This window comes from Micromonospora sp. NPDC049359 (assembly GCF_044466585.1).
Taxonomy (GTDB): Bacteria; Actinomycetota; Actinomycetes; order Mycobacteriales; family Micromonosporaceae; genus Micromonospora.
In genome coordinates this window covers 90,268-109,827 of sequence record NZ_JBITMW010000009.1, presented here as the reverse complement: position 1 = coordinate 109,827, position 19,560 = coordinate 90,268, and the positions used below count along the sequence as shown (strand labels likewise).

The 19,560-nt window shown below is 73.2% G+C and carries 16 protein-coding genes; 9 read left to right on the top strand and 7 right to left on the bottom strand.

Annotated elements, in window-relative coordinates; translation table 11 throughout:
* Positions 1 to 143: 143 nt before the first annotated feature.
* Together ACIBTX_RS21185 and ACIBTX_RS21180 are read left to right on the top strand one after the other, a co-directional pair.
* The gene (locus tag ACIBTX_RS21185) at positions 144 to 1,529 is read left to right on the top strand and encodes an MFS transporter (RefSeq protein WP_357127100.1); all 1,386 of its coding nucleotides are present in this window, start codon (positions 144 to 146) and stop codon (positions 1,527 to 1,529) included.
* A 58-nt stretch (positions 1,530 to 1,587) separates the two neighbouring features.
* Positions 1,588 to 2,103, top strand: coding sequence for a hypothetical protein (locus ACIBTX_RS21180; RefSeq protein WP_357127103.1), 516 nt, complete (start codon positions 1,588 to 1,590; stop codon positions 2,101 to 2,103).
* 349 nt (positions 2,104 to 2,452) lie between these two features.
* Here the strand turns inward: ACIBTX_RS21180 and ACIBTX_RS21175 are convergent, their stop codons facing one another.
* Positions 2,453 to 3,985 (bottom strand): M1 family metallopeptidase, encoded by a 1,533-nt coding sequence (locus ACIBTX_RS21175; protein WP_396832881.1) that lies wholly within the window; start codon positions 3,983 to 3,985, stop codon positions 2,453 to 2,455.
* A gap of 188 nt (positions 3,986 to 4,173) precedes the next feature.
* Between ACIBTX_RS21175 and ACIBTX_RS21170 the strand changes: the two genes are divergently transcribed.
* Positions 4,174 to 6,729: an FtsK/SpoIIIE domain-containing protein gene (locus ACIBTX_RS21170; RefSeq protein WP_363660748.1), complete on the top strand. Its 2,556-nt coding sequence runs from the start codon at positions 4,174 to 4,176 to the stop codon at positions 6,727 to 6,729.
* Between the two features lie 2 nt (positions 6,730 to 6,731).
* Positions 6,732 to 7,661, top strand: coding sequence for a hypothetical protein (locus tag ACIBTX_RS21165; RefSeq protein ID WP_396832880.1), 930 nt, complete (start codon positions 6,732 to 6,734; stop codon positions 7,659 to 7,661).
* Between the two features lie 26 nt (positions 7,662 to 7,687).
* Here ACIBTX_RS21165 and ACIBTX_RS21160 read toward each other — a convergent pair whose 3' ends face one another.
* Positions 7,688 to 8,743, bottom strand: a complete 1,056-nt coding sequence (locus ACIBTX_RS21160) for an aminoglycoside phosphotransferase family protein (RefSeq protein ID WP_363660746.1) — start codon at positions 8,741 to 8,743, stop codon at positions 7,688 to 7,690.
* A gap of 268 nt (positions 8,744 to 9,011) precedes the next feature.
* On the opposite strand from ACIBTX_RS21160, the gene ACIBTX_RS21155 reads away from it, so the two are divergent.
* On the top strand, positions 9,012 to 9,275 hold the full coding sequence (locus ACIBTX_RS21155; protein WP_007462863.1) for a DUF6244 family protein: 264 nt from the start codon (positions 9,012 to 9,014) through the stop codon (positions 9,273 to 9,275).
* Between the two features lie 102 nt (positions 9,276 to 9,377).
* Here the strand turns inward: ACIBTX_RS21155 and ACIBTX_RS21150 are convergent, their stop codons facing one another.
* The 3 genes from ACIBTX_RS21150 to ACIBTX_RS21140 form a co-directional block, all read right to left on the bottom strand.
* Complete coding sequence (locus ACIBTX_RS21150) at positions 9,378 to 9,788, bottom strand: hypothetical protein (protein WP_396832879.1); 411 nt, start codon at positions 9,786 to 9,788, stop codon at positions 9,378 to 9,380.
* A gap of 233 nt (positions 9,789 to 10,021) precedes the next feature.
* Positions 10,022 to 10,999, bottom strand: a complete 978-nt coding sequence (locus ACIBTX_RS21145) for an SEC-C domain-containing protein (RefSeq protein WP_396832878.1) — start codon at positions 10,997 to 10,999, stop codon at positions 10,022 to 10,024.
* Positions 11,000 to 11,094: 95 nt separating this feature from the next.
* On the bottom strand, positions 11,095 to 12,561 hold the full coding sequence (locus ACIBTX_RS21140; RefSeq protein ID WP_357127124.1) for an MFS transporter: 1,467 nt from the start codon (positions 12,559 to 12,561) through the stop codon (positions 11,095 to 11,097).
* A 217-nt stretch (positions 12,562 to 12,778) separates the two neighbouring features.
* Between ACIBTX_RS21140 and ACIBTX_RS21135 the strand changes: the two genes are divergently transcribed.
* Positions 12,779 to 13,357 (top strand): helix-turn-helix domain-containing protein, encoded by a 579-nt coding sequence (locus ACIBTX_RS21135; RefSeq protein WP_357127127.1) that lies wholly within the window; start codon positions 12,779 to 12,781, stop codon positions 13,355 to 13,357.
* Positions 13,358 to 13,363: 6 nt separating this feature from the next.
* On the opposite strand, the gene ACIBTX_RS21130 is transcribed toward ACIBTX_RS21135, so the two are convergent.
* The gene (locus tag ACIBTX_RS21130) at positions 13,364 to 14,725 is read right to left on the bottom strand and encodes a pentapeptide repeat-containing protein (RefSeq protein ID WP_396832877.1); all 1,362 of its coding nucleotides are present in this window, start codon (positions 14,723 to 14,725) and stop codon (positions 13,364 to 13,366) included.
* Between the two features lie 233 nt (positions 14,726 to 14,958).
* On the opposite strand from ACIBTX_RS21130, the gene ACIBTX_RS21125 reads away from it, so the two are divergent.
* The 3 genes from ACIBTX_RS21125 (at position 14,959) to ACIBTX_RS21115 (ending at position 18,594) form a co-directional block, all read left to right on the top strand.
* Complete coding sequence (locus tag ACIBTX_RS21125; protein ID WP_396832876.1) at positions 14,959 to 15,732, top strand: esterase/lipase family protein; 774 nt, start codon at positions 14,959 to 14,961, stop codon at positions 15,730 to 15,732.
* Between the two features lie 172 nt (positions 15,733 to 15,904).
* The gene (locus ACIBTX_RS21120; RefSeq protein WP_396832875.1) at positions 15,905 to 18,133 is read left to right on the top strand and encodes a M48 family metalloprotease; all 2,229 of its coding nucleotides are present in this window, start codon (positions 15,905 to 15,907) and stop codon (positions 18,131 to 18,133) included.
* A gap of 14 nt (positions 18,134 to 18,147) precedes the next feature.
* Entirely contained in the window at positions 18,148 to 18,594 is a 447-nt protein-coding gene (locus tag ACIBTX_RS21115; protein ID WP_396832874.1) for a hypothetical protein, read from the top strand.
* A gap of 24 nt (positions 18,595 to 18,618) precedes the next feature.
* Here the strand turns inward: ACIBTX_RS21115 and ACIBTX_RS21110 are convergent, their stop codons facing one another.
* On the bottom strand, positions 18,619 to 19,491 hold the full coding sequence (locus ACIBTX_RS21110) for an aldo/keto reductase (RefSeq protein WP_396832873.1): 873 nt from the start codon (positions 19,489 to 19,491) through the stop codon (positions 18,619 to 18,621).
* Between the last annotated feature and the right edge of the window lie 69 nt (positions 19,492 to 19,560).

The following is a 19,560-nucleotide window of genomic DNA, read 5'->3' as shown; positions in this document are numbered from 1 at the left end:
GAGTCGCCGTGCCGACCGGACATTCCCCGAGGTGAGAACCTTCACAAATCTGGGCAAAAAGGTTTAGGCCGGCAAGACTTGTCGACTGCCGAACCGCGCCGCGATCGGCTCGCTGTTCTGTCGTCGATCGCTGGAGGTTCGTCGTGGCCACGGGTGCCACCTTCGCCGCGCTGCGCCACCGTAACTACCGGATCTGGGCGCTCGCCGGTTTCGTCTCCGTCATCGGAACCTGGATGCAGGTGCTCGGAGTCAACTGGTACGTGCTGAAGGAGACCGGCTCGGCGACCTCGATGGGCATCGCCGTGCTGCTCCAGGCGGCCCCCACGCTGCTGTTGAGCGTCTGGGGCGGTGTGCTGGCCGATCGTCTCCCCGCCCGTCCACTGTTGATCACCGCCCAGGTGGCCCACGCCGCGTTCGCCGCGGGCCTCGCGGCGGTCGCCCTGACCGGGGTCGGCGGCCTCCCGCTGATCTTCGCGATCTCCCTGGCCAGCGGCGCTGTCTCGGCGATCGAAGGGCCGGTCATGGGCCGCTGGTCCTCGACCCTGGTGGACCGCGAGACGCTGGGCAACGCGTTGGCGCTCGGGTCGCTCACCAACTCCGCCGGACGCATCCTCGGCATGAGCCTCGGGGCCGTCGGCGTCGCCGTCGTCGGCCCGGCGCTGCTCTTCGGCATCAACGCGGCGAGCTTCGCCGCCGTGGTGGTGGCGCTGTTCGCCGTACGGCCGGGGGTCGTGGCCGGCGCGGAGGCTCCCGGTGGCCCGACCCGCCACGGTGTCCGCGCCGGGTTCTCCTACCTGCGCGGACAACCGGTCCTGCTGCTCGCGCTCGCCCTGTCGTTCGTGCTGGGCAGCCTCGGTCGCAACTACCAGGTGACGATGGCGGCGATGAGCGACGGACCGCTGGCCGCCGGCGCTTCCGGCTACGGCCTGCTGTCCACGGTGTTCGCGGTCGGGACGGTGGTGGGCGCGCTCGCCGCCGCGCGCAGGCGGTCGCTGAGCTACGGGACCCTGGTCGGCGCCGGCCTGCTGGCCAGCGGTCTGCAGATCGTCGCGGGTCTCGTCCCGGGCGTCTGGAGCTTCGCCGCGGTGATCCTCCCGATCGCCGCCGCCGCGGTCGTCATCGACACCACCGTCGGCACCCGTGCCCAACTCGACACCGATGGCGCGATGCGCGGCCGGGTGCTCGCCGCGCTCGCGGTCACCGGCTCGATCTCGGCCGCGGTCGGCGCCCCGCTGCTGGGCTGGCTGGCCGAGCATGCCGGGCCACGGCAGACGCTCGTCCTGGCCGGCTCGGTCGCCGCGATCGCCACCACGGCGGCGGCGGTCGCCCTGGACCGGCAACACGGCCGCGCCGCGCCCCTCACGCTGGTCGTCCCACGGCCGCGCCATCCGGTACGTCGAGCGGCGTGGCGGGCGGCCCGCGTCGTACGGCCCGCCGGCGCGGTGTGCGTCGTCGCCACCGGTGGCACCGCCACGCGTCCGCTCCGACTGGGCGAGCTGGCCCTCGCGGGCGAGACCGCGCGGCACTGAGACAGCGGTCACCGATTCCGGGACCGGGCGACACGAAGATCATCGTTACGCTGCGATCATGGACAACGCGGAGCGGTTGCGGCGTACCCGCCGGTGGCTGTGGATCGTGCTGATCGGCCTCTTCCTGAGCGGGGCCACCGCGTTTCCACTGGAGATCGAGGTGCGCTGGCTGCTGCGTGCGCTGGACCCGCTCGCCGGCCAGTTCCCGGCGCTCGTCGACTGGATCGAACGGGTCCACAGCGGTCTGGTGACGGCGGACCGGGACTACCCGTTCCTGCTCTACGGCACCGACTGGCTGGCCTTCGCCCACCTGGTGCTGGCGGTCGCGTTCTGGGGGCCGCTGCGTGACCCGGTGCGCAACGTGTGGGTGGTCCAGGTCGGCATGATCGCCTGCGTGGGCATCGTCCCGTTGGCGCTGATCTGCGGCCCGATCCGGGACATCCCGTGGTTCTGGACGCTCGTCGACCTGTCCTTCGCGGTCGGGGCGTTCCCGCCGCTCTGGTTCGCCTACCGGCACATCCGCGCCGTCGAGGCGAATCGTGTCGAAGCGACAGGCCTGCCAGCGACCGTGTGATCGGTCGCGCACGGACGCCGCCGGGCGGGTGAGCACTACCTGTGCGGTGCCTGTCGAGCTGCCCCAAATGTGGGGCATTGGCCGGGACGGCTGCTCTCCGCACGGCGGTCGCGCTGTGCCCGCGCTCGTGCCCGCGCCCGCGCCCGTGCCCGTACCCGCGCCTTTGCTTTGCCTGTGCCCGTGCGGGTGGGGTCGAGCTGTGCGCTGCGGTCGTTCCATGCGCGCTCGTGGTGTCGGTGCCGCCGTCTGCCCCACAAACGGGGCAGCTCGACAGGCACCCAGCACACCCCGCACGACCGCAAGAGGCCGGGAGCGCCCGCCACACGACGGGCGCTCCCGGCCCCAGACCCTAGTGCGACAGCAGCTGGTGGGACTCGCGGATCTTGGCCCAGGACTTCGGCTCGGCCGGCGGGGTGGCCTTGCGCGCGGCGCTGGCCACGTCGGGACGGCCGGCGGTGAACAGCCAGGTGGTGAAGAGGTCGTCCAGGTCCAGGCCGGAGATCCGTTCGGCCAGGGCCTGGAACTCTTCGATGGTGCCGTTGCCGTACCGGTGTTCGGCCGTCCACGCCGGCAGGATCGCGAAGAACGCGTCGTCGCCGACGGCCAGCCGGAGCTGGTGCAGCGTCATCGCGCCCCGGTCGTACACCGCGTCGTCGAAGACCCGGTCGGCGCCCGGGTCACCGGGCAGCACCTGCCAAAACTCGTCGTCGGCGGGGTAGCTCGCGTAGGTGAAGTCGAAGACCTCCTGCGCGGTGCCCTCGCCCTGCTCCTCCGACCAGAGCCACTCGGCGTACGAGGCGAAGCCCTCGTTCAGCCAGATGTTGCGCCACTCGGCCACCGAGACCGAGTCGCCGAACCACTGGTGGGCGTTCTCGTGGGCCACCACGTACGTGTTGGCGCCGCGCCGCCAGAAGCCCGCGGCGTACACCGGGCGGGTCTGCGTCTCCAGGGCGAAGCCGATGCCGTCCACCGGGCCGGCCACGCCACCCAGCGCCTCGAACGGGTACGGGCCGAAGATCCCGCTCTCCCAGTCGACGATCTCACCGGTGCGCTCGATGCTGGCCCGCGCGGCCGGCCCGAGCGCGCCCAGCGACGTGCTGTACGCGTTGATCACCGGCTGGCCGCCCGGGGTGGTGTCGGTGACGATGTCGTACTGGCCGATGGCCATGAACGCCAGGTAGGTCGCGGTGGGGGAGGTGGTCCGCCAGATCCAGCGGGTGCGGTTGCCGGCCTCGGCCACCGGCGGCCTCGGCTGCACGCCGTTGCTGATCACCTCGACGCCGGTGGGCACCGACACGGAGATGTCGAAGGTGGCCTTGTCCAGCGGGTGGTCGTTGCTCGGGAACCACCACCACGCCGACTCGGGCTCGTTGACCGCGAGCGCCCCGTCGTCGGTACGCGTCCAGCCGGTGTAGCCGCCGACCAGGGTCTCGGACGGGATGCCGCCGTAGCGCACCACGATGGTGAGCTGCTGCCCCCGGCTGATGGTGCGGGCCGGGGTGACGACCAGTTCGTGCGTGCCCGCGGTGCTGGTGCCGGCCTCCCATCCGTTGACCCGCACCGACTCGACGTCGAGCAGGAAGTCCAGGTTGAACGTCGAGAGGTCCTGCGTTGCGGTGGCGAGGATCGTGGTGGTGCCGGTGAGTCGGTCGGTGGCCGGCTCGTAGCGCAGCCGGACGTCGTAGTGCGAGACGTCGTAGCCACCGTTGCCGTAGTCGGGGTAATAGGTGTCGCCCAGGCCCGCCGCTCCGGGTTGCGGCGCGGCGGTGACGACCGGTCGGCCCCAGGCCGTCGGGGCGGCGGCGGCGGGCGCGCCGGTGAGCATGGTGCCGGCGGTGGTGAGGGTCAGGGCGGCGGTGGCCGCCGTGAGGACTCGACGCACGAGGTGCACTCCCTCCATCGGGTTTTCGCACCGCCAACCTAATCGACAACTGTGAACGTCGCTGGCCTGGCGCGCGGGGGGAGGCGTCGTCGCCACGATCCGAAAGCGGGGGTCGGTTACTGTCCCGGCGTCACCGCTGTCCGTTAGGGTTTGCGCGAACCGGACGGCCGTGGCGTGGGAGGCGATGCGTGGGCAGGCTCGCGTCGGCGTACGGGCAGGCGGTCACCGCCCACCGGGCGGCCCGTACCCATCTGGACGCGGCCCGGGCCGTGCTCGGCGCGGCGCCGCCTCCGACGCCCCGCGCCGGTGGGGCCGACCTCGTCGCCCGGCTCGCGCGCCTCGGCGGCGCGCTGGCCACACCGACTCCCGGCGTCGCCACCCTGACCGACGACCCGGTCGCGGTGCGCGTCGGCGAGGCGTCCACCGAGGACGGCGGCTTCGCGGTGCTCGTGCCACTCGGCGGCGGCCACCACCTGGCACTGGACACCGACGCCCGGGACGGGCGGGTCGCCGCGCTGCTGCGGGCGTTGGTGCTGCGACTCGTGGCCACCGCGCCGCCCGGCCGGGTCCGGGTCGCCGGCATCGACACCGCCGCGCTGGGCGCGACCTTCGGCCCGCTGCGCCCGCTGCTCGACGCCGGGGTGCTCGACCCGCCGGCCACCAGCGAGGCCGAGGTGACCGCCCTGCTGGACGCCGCCGAACGGCACGCCCGCGCCGCCCAACACGCCGAGCCCGCCACCCGGCAGGTGCTGCTGGTGGTCGCCACCGCCGCCCCCGCGCCACGGGAGCTGGCCCGACTCGCCGCGCTCACCCACGCCGGCCCGGCCGCCGCCGTCTGCGTGCTCCTCGCCGGCCATCCGTCCCGGTTGCCCGGCGAGACGTCGCCGCCGCTGGGCAGCACCACCGCCATCCGGCTCAGCGACGGGTACGCGCACGTCGGCGACCCGCCCGGCGCCCCGTTCAGCGCCGACGGCAGCGGCCTCGCCGCCCCCGTGCTGCTCGACGGCGACCCGCCGCCGGCGTCGGTCCGCGCGCTCGCCGAGCACGTCGGCGCCGCCGCCCGACGCGCTGACGCGCTGCCCTTCGCCGCGCTGCTGCCCGAGCGGCGCTGGGCCGAGTCGGCGGCCAACGGCCTGCGCACCGTGGTCGGCCGGGCCGGCGGCACGCCGCTGACGGTCGCCTTCGACACTCTGCTGACGGTCGCCTTCGACGACGTCACCCCGCACTGGCTGGTCGGCGGGCGTACCGGCGCGGGCAAGACGGTCTTCCTCCTCGACGTCCTGTACGGCCTCGCCGCGCGGTACTCGCCCGCCGAGTTGCAGCTCTACCTGCTCGACTTCAAGGAGGGCGTGAGCTTCAGCGAGTTCGTGCCCACCGGCCGCGACCCGTCCTGGCTGCCGCACGCCCGCGCGGTCGGCATCGAGTCCGACCGCGAGTACGGCCTGGCGGTGCTGCGGGAGTTGCGCCGCGAGGCACAGCGGCGGGCCACCGCGTTGAAGCGGCACGGCGTCACCAAGCTCGCCGACCTGCCAAGAGACAGCCCGTTGCCGCGCATCGTGGCCGTCATCGACGAGTTCCACGTGCTCCTGGCCGGCAACGACGCCCTGGCCCGCGAATCGGTCGACCTGCTGGAGGAGTTGGCCCGCAAAGGCCGCTCGTACGGCATCCACCTGGTGCTGGCCAGCCAGAGCATGACCGGGATCGAGGCGCTCTACGGTCGGGCCGAGGCGATCTTCGGGCAGTTCGCCCTGCGGGTGGCGTTGCCCGGCGGTGGCGGCGTCCTCGACCAGCTCAACGATGCCGCCGCCGCCCTGCCTATCGGCGCCGCCGTCATCAACACCGCCGCCGGCGCGGTCGGCGCGGACACCGTGCTGCGCTTCCCCGACGCGCACGCCGCCGCCGGGGACCTCGCCGCGCTGCGCCACGAGCTGTGGCAGGCCCGCCCGCCGGGCTCGCGGGCACCGGCGGTCTTCAAGGGGTACGAGGCGGCCCGTGTCGAGGACGATCCCACCTTCGCCGGGCTGCGCCCCGGTGGCCGACGCCCCATGGCGCTGGTCGGCCGGACCGTCGACGTGCACGGCACCACCGCGCTGTTCCTCATGGACACCACCCCCGGCCGGCACCTCGCCGTCGTCGGCACCGCACCGGCCGGCGCGGACGTGCTGCGCGCCGCCGCCCTGAGCCTGGCCCGTCAACACAACCCCGGTGACGTCCGGTTCCAGGTGGCCTCCCTGGTCACCGCCGCCGACCCGGTCGCCGCCGAGACCGAGGCCACGCTCCGGGCCGCCGGTCATCCGGTGCACCGCCTCGACGCGGCCGGGCTGCGCGACCGGATCGCCGCGCTGGCCGCCGAACCGGCCGGCCGGGAATACCTGGTGGTGTTCGGGATGGACGCCGCCGCGCCGGTACTCGGGGCGGCCGACCCGGTGACGTTCCGCTCCGGCCTGGACGACCTGCGGGCCGTGCTGCGCCAGGGGCCCGCCCAGGGCGTGCACCTGCTGGCCTGGTGGCGTGGCCTGCGCCGGCTCTCCGACGACCTCGGCGGCACCCAGAACCGCGACGACGTCGCCTGCCTCGTCGCGCTCAACGTGCCCGGTGCGGAACTGGCCCTGCACCTCGGGGTGCATGACCTGGCCTACACGCCCCGCGCCGACCGGGCGCTGTTGGTCGACCGGCACGACCAGCGGACCAGGTTGATCGTGCCGTTCGCCCGCGACGGGCACGAGCCGGACGGGGAGCGCTGACGGTGTCCTTCGAGGAGTACGCGGCGCTGGCCCGACAGCTCGCCGAGCACCGCCGCGCCGGTGTGCGGGACGCCGCCGCCGAGTCCGCGCGCCGCCGCGACCTGCACGCCGCCGCCGACTACCTGCACCAGCGGCTGACCGCCCAGGGGCAGCGTCTCGACCAGCTCGGTCGCGCGATCGGCGTCGACCAGCCACCGGCTGCTCCGCCGCCGGACGCCGGTGCCGCCGGTGCCCCGCCCGGCCCACCGTTCCCGCCCGGCCCACCGAGTGACCCCGCCACCTGGCCGGCCCCACCTGCCGGGTCCGGTCCGTCTGCGGCACCCGGCCCGCCTGTCGGGTTCGGTCCGTCCGCGGCGCCCGAGGCTGGGGACGGGGATTTCGCCGGCGCAGCCGGCGCGCCGGGGCGGGCGGGTGTCGGGGCGTACCCCGAACTGCCGGCGGGCCAGGCGCGGCTGGCGCTGCCGACGGCCGTGAGCCCGGCGGGCGGCGGGGTGCCCACGCAGCGCGCGGCGGCGGTCGACCCGGTGGTGGAGCTGGAGCTGGCCCGGCGGATGGCCGACGAGGCCGACCGGCACGGGCAGCAGGCCGAGCTGCTGGCCCAGCGACCGGCGCTGCTGCCGACGTGGTCGCCGCTGGCGCGGGCGGTCGCCGTCTACGCGGCCTGCGGGGCGGCGGCCGGGGTGTTCATGCTGACGCTGGTGCTCGCGTCCGGGATCGGGCTGGTCGACGGCTTCACCCTCGGCGCGTGGATCTGCGCGGGCCTGCCGGCGCTGGCGTTCTTCGCGGGCTATCTGGTGCTGGGGCGGTGGGGGAGGCCCGCCATGGTCGCTGGCACGCCGCCGCGGTACCTGCCGCTCGGGTTCGCTATCTGCTTCCTGCTGGTGCCGCTGGGCTACTGCGGCTACCTGCTACTGTTCCGCGCCTTGCGCTGACGACCGTCGTCCGAGCCGCGCTGCCGTCAGCCGAGGGCCGACGGGCTCGCCCGCCGCAGCTCGGTCAGCTCGTGATCCAACAGGTCGGCCAGTCGCTCGAACCGGTCCGGCCGGTTCTGGCGGGTGATTCCCCGGCTGGGCATCTCGACCGTCATCAACAGGTACAGGTGCAGGCGGTACAGGCTGAGCCGACGCAGGGTGGCCTCGTCGAAGACCACCGGATCGGTCGCGGCGGCCCGGTAGCCCCGCAGGAACGGGTTGTCCGGTTCGTCCTCCACCCGCCGGTAGATCAGGGGCGACACCAGGTCCATCAGCGGGTCGCCGAAGAGGAACCGTTCACCGTCGACGATCCCGCGCAGGCGCAGCTTGCCGTCGGCCTCGGGCTCGGGCTCGGGTTCGGCCTCGGCGAGCACGTTGCCGTCCCAGCCGTCGAAGTGCAGCAGCGCCGGCCGGCGTACCTCGTCCAGCACCGACGCGTACCGCTCGGGCAGCTTCCGAATCTTCTCCGGCGAGGTGGGCAGCCGGACGTCCCAGTCCGCCGCGTCGGCCAGCAGCCCGTCGAGCATGGCGGTGAACGCCTCGCGCCACGTCGCGCCGCTGGCCCGGCCACCGTCGTACCCGTAGCGGTCGCCGCTGACCCGGTGCAGCGCGGCGATCGCGGCTCCGAACTCGTACCGGGCGGGGGCGTCGTCGAGGTACTGTTCCGACTCTGCCCACTCCCGCAGCGAACGGCCGGGAATCAGGCCACTGGCCAGCCACTCGCCGAGTTCCGGATCGTCGCCGTGGTGCAGCAACGGCGGCACGGGCACCTGCGGCACGCGCCTGGACACGAGGCGGAAGTACCGCGCCTCGGCCGCGCACAGACCCTGCTCGTAGCGCAGCAGCGGCACGTCGGCCCGGGGCGCCACCTTCAGCACCACCTCGCGCCCGTCGTCGAGCGCCACCCACCACACCGACGCGAAGCCGCCACCCGTGATCGGCCCGCAGTCCGCCATCGGGTGGCCCGCGCCGAAGGACGCCTGCACGTAGCGACGCACCTGATCGCGGTCCAGTGGCCGCTGCGTGGGGCTCAGCGCTTCCACCCGGCGTACCTTCCTCCCCGTCGTGACGCCCGCCAGAGTGCCAGATCCGGCGGAAAATGGCCGAGCGCCGCCACCCGGTGATGCGAGTCTTGATCACTTGATGCGTACCAGTTCGTCGGACGCCGGCGGTGACTGGTCAGCATCAGGTGATCTTCGCGAACGACTGGGCGATCGAGCGGTCGCACTCTGTGCGCGGATCTCGTACGCTCCCTTGTGGTCTCCGCCGGTGTGGTGGTGGAGGCGATGGTCGACCAGGGGGAGGGTGCGCGTGAGCGCAGCGCAGATCATCGCGAGGTTGGCGGCCGCGTCGCAGAAGCTCGACGAGGCGAAGGCCAAGACGGCAGCGGCGGCACAGGACGCGGCCGAGGCGCGGAGCCTCGTGGCCGGCGCGCTGGAGGGCGTCGCCGCCGGGCCGCTGGTCGGCATGATCGACGCGTACCGGCAGGCGTTGGCGCAGGCCTCCCAGGGCGGCGAGCCGGCCAAGCAGCACGTCCAGGAGACGATCGCCAAGGTCCGCGCGCTGGGGAACTGAGCACGAGTGGTGGTGGCACAACCCACCCACCACCTCAGCCGACGGATAGCTGACGAGGCCGGAGTGCTCGCGGGGGAGTTGCCGCGAGCACTCCGGTGACGGTCAGCGGGTGACGCGGACCTCGCCCTCGATACGCGGCGAGTAGTCGCAGTCGATTGGGGTGCACAGCGACACGCTCCCGGTGGCGAGCGCGATGCCCCGGTTGAAGGCGAAGCCGCCGCTCTCCGCGTACACCCGGCCGGTCACGGCCTGCGGAACGCCGGTGCAGCTGAAGAGCAGCCCGCCGCTGCCGTACGCGACGTTGTCGCCGGAGCGCTGACGCAAACTGATCTCCGCGCCGGCGGATCGGCCGGCCTCGCAGGTCACCGTGAGGGTGAGGTCGACGGCGACGCCGCGTGCGATCAGTTTCGCCGAGGTGACCTCGACGGTGCTGGCCGCGCTCGCCGGGGTCGGTACGAGCAGCGCGAACAGGGACAGGCAGAGCAGGGCGATGGTGGTGGTGACGCGGCGCACGGCGGTCCTCCTCGATGGAGTGGGTGCGTTTCCACGGTCACGGTAGCCATCGCCGGGACTCGCCACCATCGATCGATCGTGCCGGTGCCGGCTGGCCGTCGGCTGGGGGCGGTTGGACGGGTGAGCGTGATGCCTGTGAGTCATCTTGATGACTCACAGGCATCAGAGACTCGGGGGACATCGCTCCCCGGGAGCCGCGCAACGGCGCGGCAGCGATCAGGCGCGGCGCGCGATCAGGCGCGCGAGCGGGGCAGGCAGCACTTCTTGTACTTGGTACCCGATCCGCACCAGCAGGAGTCGTTGCGGCCCGGTGGCCAGGAGGTGATGCCCGCGTCGTCGAGGCTGTCGGCGTACTCGTCGAGGGTCTCCTCGTCGATGGGGTCGGCGCCCGCGAAGGCCGCCAGAGTCTCGACGCTGCCCGCCACGATGCCAAGGTCGCCGCCGCCGAGCCCGGACGCGTCGACGAGGCCGCGCTCGATCTGGGCGCGGTGCTCGTCCCAGGTGCTCGGATAGCTCTCGGCCAGGGCCGGCCAGCGCGCCAGCAGCGCGTCGAACTCCGGCTTCGGCCAGAACAGCAGCGTCGCCGGACCGTCGTCGAGCGTGTCTGCGGCATGGCTGGCCACGTCGCGCAGCCGGTCGGCGAGGGTGTCGTGCTCGTCGTGCGGCAGGCCCAACTCTTCGCGCAGGTCGTGCCGCCGCTGGGCCAACCCGTAGATCATTGCGGCGGCGGTGTCCTGGGCGTCCTCGGACTCGTGCTGGTGGGTGCGGCTGCGGTCCACCATCGCGTCGAGCGCCGCGGTGAGCCATTCGACCGCCATCTCGGCGTGGCCGGCTTCGGTCAGCTTGTCGACCAGGTGGACGGCGTCGGGGTCGGTCTCCAGCAGCGGACGCAGCTCGGACAGCTCCGCCAGGCCCTCGTCGACTCGGCCGAGGCGCAGCAGCAGGCCGCCGCGCACGGCGCGGACATGGGTGTTGTCGTCGGGCTGTTCGGCGATGGCGCGGGTGGCCAGGGCGAGCGCGTCGGCCAGGTCACCCGCCCGGTCCAGGATGTCCGCGGCGACCAGCAGGGCGTACCCGGTGTCGGCGGGGTCGGCCACCCGTCCCTCGTCGACGGCGCTCACCAGCTCGGTGACCAGCGCCGCCGGGTCGGGGCTCCCCGATCCGAGGGCGCCGATCTCGTCGATACGGTCGGCGGTGAGCAAGTCGGGCATGGCACATCCTGACGAACGACGGGTGACGACCGGCCAGCGTACTCCGACACACGGCGCAGCCCGGGCGGCGAACCGCCCGGGCTGCGACGCGGGCCTCAGCGGGTGGCCGGCATGGTGGCGAACTCGCCGGCTAGCTCGGACTCGACGATCGTCGTGGCGGACGGCCGGCGACCGGCCGACGCCCGCCGGGCGGACGGGACGGCGAGGGCCGCGAGCGCGGCGGCGAGGGCGATCGCGGTGAGGAGGAGAAACCCCGCCGTGAAGCCGGCCTCCCGGGGCAGGCCGCTGGCCTGCGGGTGGGCGGTGATCACGCCGCTGACCACGGCCGCGCCGATCGCGCCGCCGATGGTCCGGATGTTGGCGTTCATGCCGGTCGCCACGCCGGTCTGGCTGGCGGGCACGCTGGCGACGATGAGGTTGGCCATCGACGCGAAGGCCAGGCCGATGCCGAGGCCGACCAGGCCACCGGCGACGGCGACCTCCCAGCGGGTGGCGTGCGCGGCGGCGAGCATCGCCGACGCCGCCACGTTGAACGCCGCGCCGGTGGCGAGCTGCGCCTTGGCGCTGAACACGGCCTGGAGCCGGCCGGCGAGGATGCCCGCGACGAACATCGCGACGAGCATCGGCAGCATGAGCAGACCGGCCTGGCTGATGCTGGCGCCGAAGCCGTAGCCGGCCGCGGTCGGGGTCTGCACGAACTGGGGCAGGAACGCGTACACGGAGAACATCGATCCGCCGTAGAGCAGGGCGACCAGGTTGGTGGTCCAGACGCCGGGCAGGCGCATCATCCGCATGTCGATCAGCGGGTTGGCCGAGCGCAGTTCGGCGGTCAGCCAGCCGGCCAGCAGCACCACGGCGAGGGCGAGCAGGCCGAGCACCCGGGTGCTGGTCCAGCCCCAGGCCGCGCCCTGGCTGATCGGCAGGAGCAGCGCGACCAACCAGCCGGAGAGCAGCAGGGTGGCCCGCCAGTCGATCCGACCGGGGGTACGCACCGGGGACTCGGGGATGAACAGGTACGCGGCGACGGCGGTCAGCCCCACCACGACCAGCGGGATCCAGAACAGCCACCGGTAGTCCAGCGCGGTGACGATCGGGCCGGCCAGGACGACGCCCAGGCCACCGCCGGCGGCGACGATCGCCGAGATGGCGGCGACCGCGCCGGAGACCCGCGCGGCGGGGAACTCGTCGCGGATGATGCCGAACGACAGCGGGAAGACCGCGCCGCCGATGCCCTGCACGACCCGGGCGACGATGAGCACGCCGATGTTCGGCGCGATGGCGGCCACCAGGCAGCCGAGGGCGAGGGCGGCGAGCGAGACGACGAGCATCCGCTCCTTGCCGACCATGTCACCGACCCGTCCGAGGATCGGCGTGAAGATCGAGGCGGAGAGCAGGTAGGCGGTCAGGACCCAGGTCACGGTGTTCTGGGAGGTGTGCAGATCCTGCTGGATGGTCGGCAGCACCGGGGTGATCAGCGACTGGAGCATCGCGAAGAATCCGGCGCCGGCCGCGAGCACGGTGAAGGTGAGCCGACGCGAGCTGCGTCGGGAGGTCACTGCCACGAGAGAAAACTCCTGAAATGGTACGGAAGGAGGCGTCTGTCACCCGTCGTCGGCGGCGGGCGGGTTGTCGGGTCCGGGCGATCGGGTGGCCAGGCGGATCGGGCGGTTCCCGAGGTAAGCTATCCGGAGGCAGGCCTCCGGGAGTTCCGGAGGGGTGCCTCCACTAAGCTAGCGGAGGGTTGCCTCCGGATGCAACCAGGATGAGGTGACGCACGTCATGACCAGCGCGGGGGTGCCCGAGGTTTTCGCCCAGCGGCCCAAGCGGGCCGACGCGCGGCGCAACTACGACGCCCTGATCGCCGCGGCACGTGACGCGTTCGCCGAGAACGGCGCGGCCGCCTCCCTGGAGGACGTGGCCCGCCGGGCCGGGGTGGGCATCGGGACCCTCTATCGCAACTTCCCGACCCGGCGGCACCTCTTCGAGGCCGTCTACGTGGAGGAGGTCCGGGCGCTCAGTCGGTCGGCGGAGGACCTGGCCGAGCTGCCCCCGTGGGACGCCCTCGTCGCCTGGCTGCACCGCTTCGTCGCGTACGTCGCCACGAAGCGGGCGCTCGCCGAGCAGTTGCTGCACGACTCGGAGATCTTCGGGACCTGCCGGACGGAGATCTACGCCGCCGGCGAGCCGCTCATGCGTCGCGCCCAGGCGGCCGGCGTGGTCCGCGACGACGTCGGCTTCGACGACGTGGTGCGCCTGATCAGCGGGCTCACGATGGCCCAGTTCCCCTCGCCCGAGCAGCGCGACCGGGTCCTCGGTGTGGCCCTCGACGGGTTGCGCCCGAAGGCCGCCACCCGCTGACGAGGCTCACTCGTCGACGAGCACCAGCCACTCGTCGTCCAAGCGTCTGACCACCGTGCCCGTCGGCCACCGGTGGCCGGGATCGACGACCGCCCGGGCCTGCTCCACCTGGGGTGGCCGGCTGAACTGCGTGTCGCGGAAACTGGCCATGCGGTGGAACCGGGCCCGGCCGAAGTTCGCGGCGTCGGTGAAGCGGGCACGGTCGAACGACGCCTCCCCTTCGAAGACCGTCCAGCGGAACAGCGCCATGTTCGCGAAACGGGCGGAGTAGAAGCTGGCCGACTCGCCGAACTCGCTGTGCTCCATGGACAGGGCGCCGTCGAAGACCGACTCCCGGAAGGTGGTGTCGTTCTCGAAGCGGGTCGCGTCGAAGCTGCTGGGCTGACCGAACGTCGCCCCGCGGAACGAGGTCTGCCCGGCGAAGCGGGACCGCCGGCAGTACAGTCCGTCGGCGAAATCGGCCCCCTCGAAGCTCGCGAGGCCCTGGACGCGGGCGTCGTCCAGGACCACCTCGCCGCCGGCCGTGAGGCCGTCGAGGGCCAGGTCGCCGAAGCTCGCCGCTCGTAGCAGCAGCCGTCCCGTCGTCGTCGCGCCCGCGAAGCTGGTCGCGCCGGTGAACGTCGCTCCCGTGAAGGTCGCGTCGGTGAGCGTGCAGCCCGCCGCGTCGAAGTCGACGAGCGCCGCGCCGCTCAGGTCCAGCACGACGCCCGGCCAGTGCGCCGTCTCGTCGTGCTCGCGCAGGTGCCGGGTCAGGACCCGCTGCGCGGTGCGCCGGACCTCCGTCTCGCGCGGCTCGTCGTCCGGCGGGGACATCCGCAGGTACGCGCAGAGCACCGCCACGATCGTCGACCGCTGTGACGGATTGTCCTGCCCGAGGCGCTCCAGCGCGTGCAGCCCGCCGAGGCGTACCGCCGCGCTGTCGTTGCCGAGCAGCTCGACCGCCCGGGTGTAGAGCTCGGTGAGCCGGCGTTCGGCCGCGTCGTGTTCGGCGGCCGTCGACTGCCGGTCCTGCTGGCGCTGTGCGGCCTCGGCCACCGACTCGGCGTGTGCCTGCACCCGGTCCCGGTGGGCCTGGTCGCGGGCGGCGACGGTCTCCTGGTGGCGCTGGGCCCGCTCGGCGATCCACTGCCGGCGCGCGGCCAGCAGCAGGGCCAGCCCTCCGCCGGTGCCGGCGACCACGGTCAGGCCGGTGCGGATCGCGTCGATGCGCAGCGTGGCCCGGGTGTCCTGCTGGACGGCCCGGTCGGCCTCGGTGAGCAGCAGGCCGAGCACCAGCCAGCCCAGTACGGCGGCGAGCAGCAGGCCGACCAGGACCAGCCACCAGGGCATCACCCGCAACTGGCGTTCGGGGGGTTCGTCGGCGGCCACGGCCACAGCATGCCACCGGTCGTCGACGGGCGGGGGTGTGCGGGTGCCCCTCGGTGTCCGCTGTGGAGTGCGAGCGATTTGCCGGTTTGCGCCGTCGACGAGACAACGGGTTACTGGCGCGTAACAAGTCATTGACGTTGCCGAATTGTTGCGGGCATCATCGTCGCACGGTCGACCGGACACCCCCACCCACCTGCCCGGATCGTCGGGCGCCTCCCCCCGGAGGTGCAGCCATGCTGCTCCGAAAGACCGTCCTCGTCGTGTCCCTGGCCACCGCCGCCCTCCTCGCCTCGGCGGGAACCGCGATCGCCGCCCCCGTCGTCCCGGCCGCGACCACCGCCGCCGCCGTCGCCAACCCGGTCATCGTGGTCGGCGGGCTCAGCGGCGTCGCCGTCGCGTACGAACCGATCGCCGCCCGGCTGCGCGCCGACGGCTACCGGACCTTCATCTACCAGCTGCCCGGACTGGGCCTCGGTGACATCCCCGCCTCGGCCCGCGCGTTCGCCGGGTACGTCGAGCAGGTGCGCGCCAGCACCGGCGCGGCGAGCGTCGACGTCGTCGCCCACTCCGAGGGCGGGCTGGTCAGCCGCTACTACCTCAAACGACTCGGCGGCACCGCCACCATCGGCCGCTACGTCAGCCTGGGCACACCCCAGTACGGCACGTACGTCGCCAACATCGTGGCGTTCCTCGGCCTCGGGAGCTGCGCGGGCATCGTCGCCTGCCAACAGATGACCATCGGATCGGCGTTCCTCGCCGACCTCAACTCCGGCGACGACACCCCCGGCTCGGGGCGCTACACCACCATCCGCACGCTCCAGGACGAACTGGTGCGGCCGACCGGCAACGCCGTCGTCAACGACGGCGCGACGAACGTTCTCATCCAGGCGTACTGCCCGCTGCGGGTGGTGGGGCACCTGGGCCTGGTGCTCGACGGCACGGCGTACACCATCGTGCGCGGCGCCCTGGTCGACGGCCCGGTGCGACCCAACTGCCTCGCGGTCTGAGCCCTTCGGTGCGGCGGTCCTGCGGGGACCGCCGCACCGGGCCCGCGACGACGAGTGTCGGTTGCGTGACGATCCTCGGAAACGGTGTGGCAGACATCAGACGTCCTCGATAACCTGCTCCGGCCGTCCACTGCCGACAGTGGGCGTCACCCGTCGAGAGGGAGCAGCAGGCATGACCGAGCCGCAGCGTGTGCCGCCGGAGAGCACACCGCCGACAGTGCCGCAGCTCGACGTCCGGGCCGCCGAACCCCCGGCCGCCGACACCCCGCCACCCACCGGCGGGTTCGCCGACCGGCCACCGGGTTACCCGAACGCCCTGGTCTGGCTGCGCGCCGGAATCCTGCGGGACTGGCGGGGCGTGCTCGGCGCGTTCGTCGCCACCTGGTTCTACCTGCCGATCGCGCTGCTCCTGGCGTTCTGGGGCGGTCTCGGCTTCGCCGTCGTCGGCCTCTTCGCCGGCGGCGCCGGCGCGGACGACCAGCTCCCCACGGTGCTGCGCGACGCGCCACTGATCGGCTCGCTGCTGGACGCGTTCCTCAGCCGCTCCGGCGGGATGCTGGGCGGCATGGCCGGGTTCGTGGTCGGCTTCCTCGCCGGCTTCCTCGCCGTGCTGGTGCTGCCCTGGCTGACCGTCGTGGACGAGCCTCTCGCCCTGTTCACCGGCCTGATCGGCACGGTCGTCGCGGCGGCGCTGATCGGCGTCGTCTACACGCTGTACCGGGTGCTGCTCGAGCCGAGCCTGTTGGTGGTGTCCGGCGCGCGCCAGCCCAGCCGCCGCGAGAACGCACGACTGCGCCCGATCCTGGACGACTGCGCGCGACGACTCGGCCTGCCCAGTGTGCCCCGGCTGCTCATGGAGGACGACCCGGTCCTGAGCAACGCCCGCACGTACGCCCGACACGTGGTGGTCACCACCGCCGTGCTCGGCGAGCCGGACGACGAGGTTGCGGCGCTGCTCAGCCACGAGCTGGTGCACTGGCGCACCGGGGACGAGATCACCAGCGCCTTCGTGCGCGGCGTCGGCCTGCCACTCACCCTCGCCCACGCCCTGCCGACCTGGCTGATGCGGACGTTCCCGCACCCGGCCACCAACTTCGTGGTGTTCCTGTTCTTCTGGCCGGTGCTGCTCACCATGCGGTACGTGGTGCTGCCCCTGCACGCCCGCGACGTACGGGCCGCCGAGTACCGGGCCGACCTCGGCGCGGTGCTGACCGGGCACGTCGACGGGCTGCGACGCATCCTGGAGCGGCGGCTCTCCTTCGAGAGCGGGCGCAGCGGCTGGGACGAGGCTGTCTGCGCCACCCACCCGCCGCACGAGCTGCGGCTCGACGCGCTGGAGCGGGCGTCGGTGGCGGGTGCGCCCGCCCAGGCCGGCGTACCCGCCGACGTCGCCGCGTCGGTCACCGCCGAGCGGCTGTTCGGCCACAGCGGCCCGGTCGGCACCCGCCGCACCTGGCTGCTGGTCGGCATCCTCGCCCTCGTCGCCTGCCTCGGCGCCAGCGGGCTGAGCGTGGTGCAGTGGGCGTTCTTCCGCCCCCAGGCGACGGTCGACGGATTCTTCTCCGCCCTCGCCGACCGCGACAGCGAGGCCGCGCTCGACCACCTCGCCGACTCCGGCGACGGCACCGACCACAAGCTCCTCGCCCAACTGCTGCGCGGCAAGGGCTACCAGCCACCGGCCGACGTCGAGATCACTTCCCTGGAGCGTGACGACGACACGGCCACCGCCACGGTGGCGTACCGGCTGGGTGATGCGCCGAAGACGGCCACCCTCACCCTGCGGCGCGAGGAGGAGACCACCGCCGGTCTGTTCCACGGCTGGCGGTTGGCCGGTGGGCCGATCCCGCTCAACTCGTCGATCGCCGAGCCGGGCGTACGCCTCAACGGGGTGGAGCTACCGGTCGCCACCGAGGGTCCGCCGCTGGTGCTGCTGCCCGGCCTGTACACGGCGACCGGCCCGTCCAGCGCGCTGAGCGAGACGCCCGCCGAGACCCTGCTGGTCGGCCCGGGGGAGGGATCGGCGATCCTGGAACTGGCCCCGGTGCTCAAGCCGACGGCGGTCGAGGCCGTCCAGACCCGGGTACGCGCCTGGTTGGACGAGTGCGCCAAACAGACGGTCGCCGCACCGCCGGGCTGCCCGTTCCGCTACTACGGCGGGTCGGCGCAGAAGGTCACCTGGAAGATCCTGGAGTACCCGAAGGTCGCCGTCGAGCTGACCGGCCCGAGCACCGCCCGGGTGTCCACCCCACTGGAAGGTCAGGGCCGGGTGCAGGTCAGCGGCACCACCACGTACTTCGGCACCAGCTCACCGTTCAGTGACGACAGCGCGCTGACCGTCGCGGGTCTCGCCACCGCCGACGGGGATGCCGTCACCTTCCAAGCCGCCTCCGACTCCGACTGACCGGGAGACCCACCGTGACCGACAGCGACGCCGCCGCGCGGCTGCCCGTCCGGCTGACCATCAACCCCCGACAACGACAGCCCACCGCGGTCGACCTGCTGACCTGGATCCACCGCCGTCCGGAGTACCGGCCGGTGGTCCGGGCGGCCGGCGGTGGCGGGGGACGGCCCGGCTTCAGTGACGCCGTGATCATCGCGGTGCTGGCCCAGGGGTTGCTGCCAGGGCTGTTCAACCTGTTGCAGTCCTGGGTGGACCAGCAGCGAACGGAGGCGAGCATCCGGATCCAGTCCGGGGACACCGAGGTCGAGTTGCAGGTCAGCGGGCGCACCGACTCGGCCCGTCTGCTGGCCCAGGCCACCGAGGCGCTGCGCGCCGCCCAGGCCACCGAGGCGCTGCGCGCCGCCCAGGCCACCGAGGCGCTGCGCGCCGCCCGCGAGATCGGCCCGGACGCCGTCGACTGAACCGGCGGCGTCCGGACCAGCGAATCAGCTCGCCTTGGCCAACGCCTCGAACTCGTCGTCGGTGAGCCGTACGTCGGCGGCGCCGACGTTCTCCTCCAGGTGCGCCACCGACGACGTGCCGGGGATCGGCAGCATCACCGGCGACCGACGCAGCAACCAGGCCAACGCGAGCTGCGCGGGCGACGCGCCGTGCGCGTTGGAGATCGCGTCCAGCGGGCCGCCCGGCCGGGCCAGCTCGCCGGTGGCGATCGGGTACCACGGGATGAACGCCAGGTCGTTGCGCTCGCAGTAGTCCAGCACGTCCTCGGCGCTGCGGTTGGCGAGGTTGTACAGGTTCTGCACGGAGACGATCTCAGTGATCGTCCGCGACTGCTCGACCTGCTCCACGCTGACCTCGGACAGCCCGATGTGCTGGATCTTGCCTTCCTGCTTCAGCAGCGCCAGCTCGCCGAGCTGGTCGGCGAGCGGAACCAGCGGGTCGATCCGGTGCAGCTGGTACAGCGGGATGCTGTCCAGGCCCAGGTGACGCAGGCTCAGCTCGCACTGCTGACGCAGGTATTCCGGGCGGCCCACCGCACGCCAGTCGCCGGGGCCGGACCGGGTCAGGCCGGCCTTGGTCGCGATGACCAGGTCGTCGGCGTACGGGTGCAGAGCCTCGCGGATCAGCATCTCGGACACGAACGGCCCGTACGAGTCGGCGGTGTCGATGAACGTCACGCCCAGCTCGATCGCCCGACGCAGCACCCGTACCGCCTCGGCCGGGTCCTTCGGATCGCCCCACACGCCCGGGCCGGTGATCTGCATCGCCCCGTAGCCGAGGCGGTTGACCGTGATGTCGCCCCCGATCCGGTACGTGCCGGACGCCTTCGCGGGCTGCTTACTGATGTCGGTCGCCATACGCACATCCTTCATCGTCTTTCGCCGTGGCGGGGGCCGGACGACACTCCGCCGACCCCAGTGATCGTC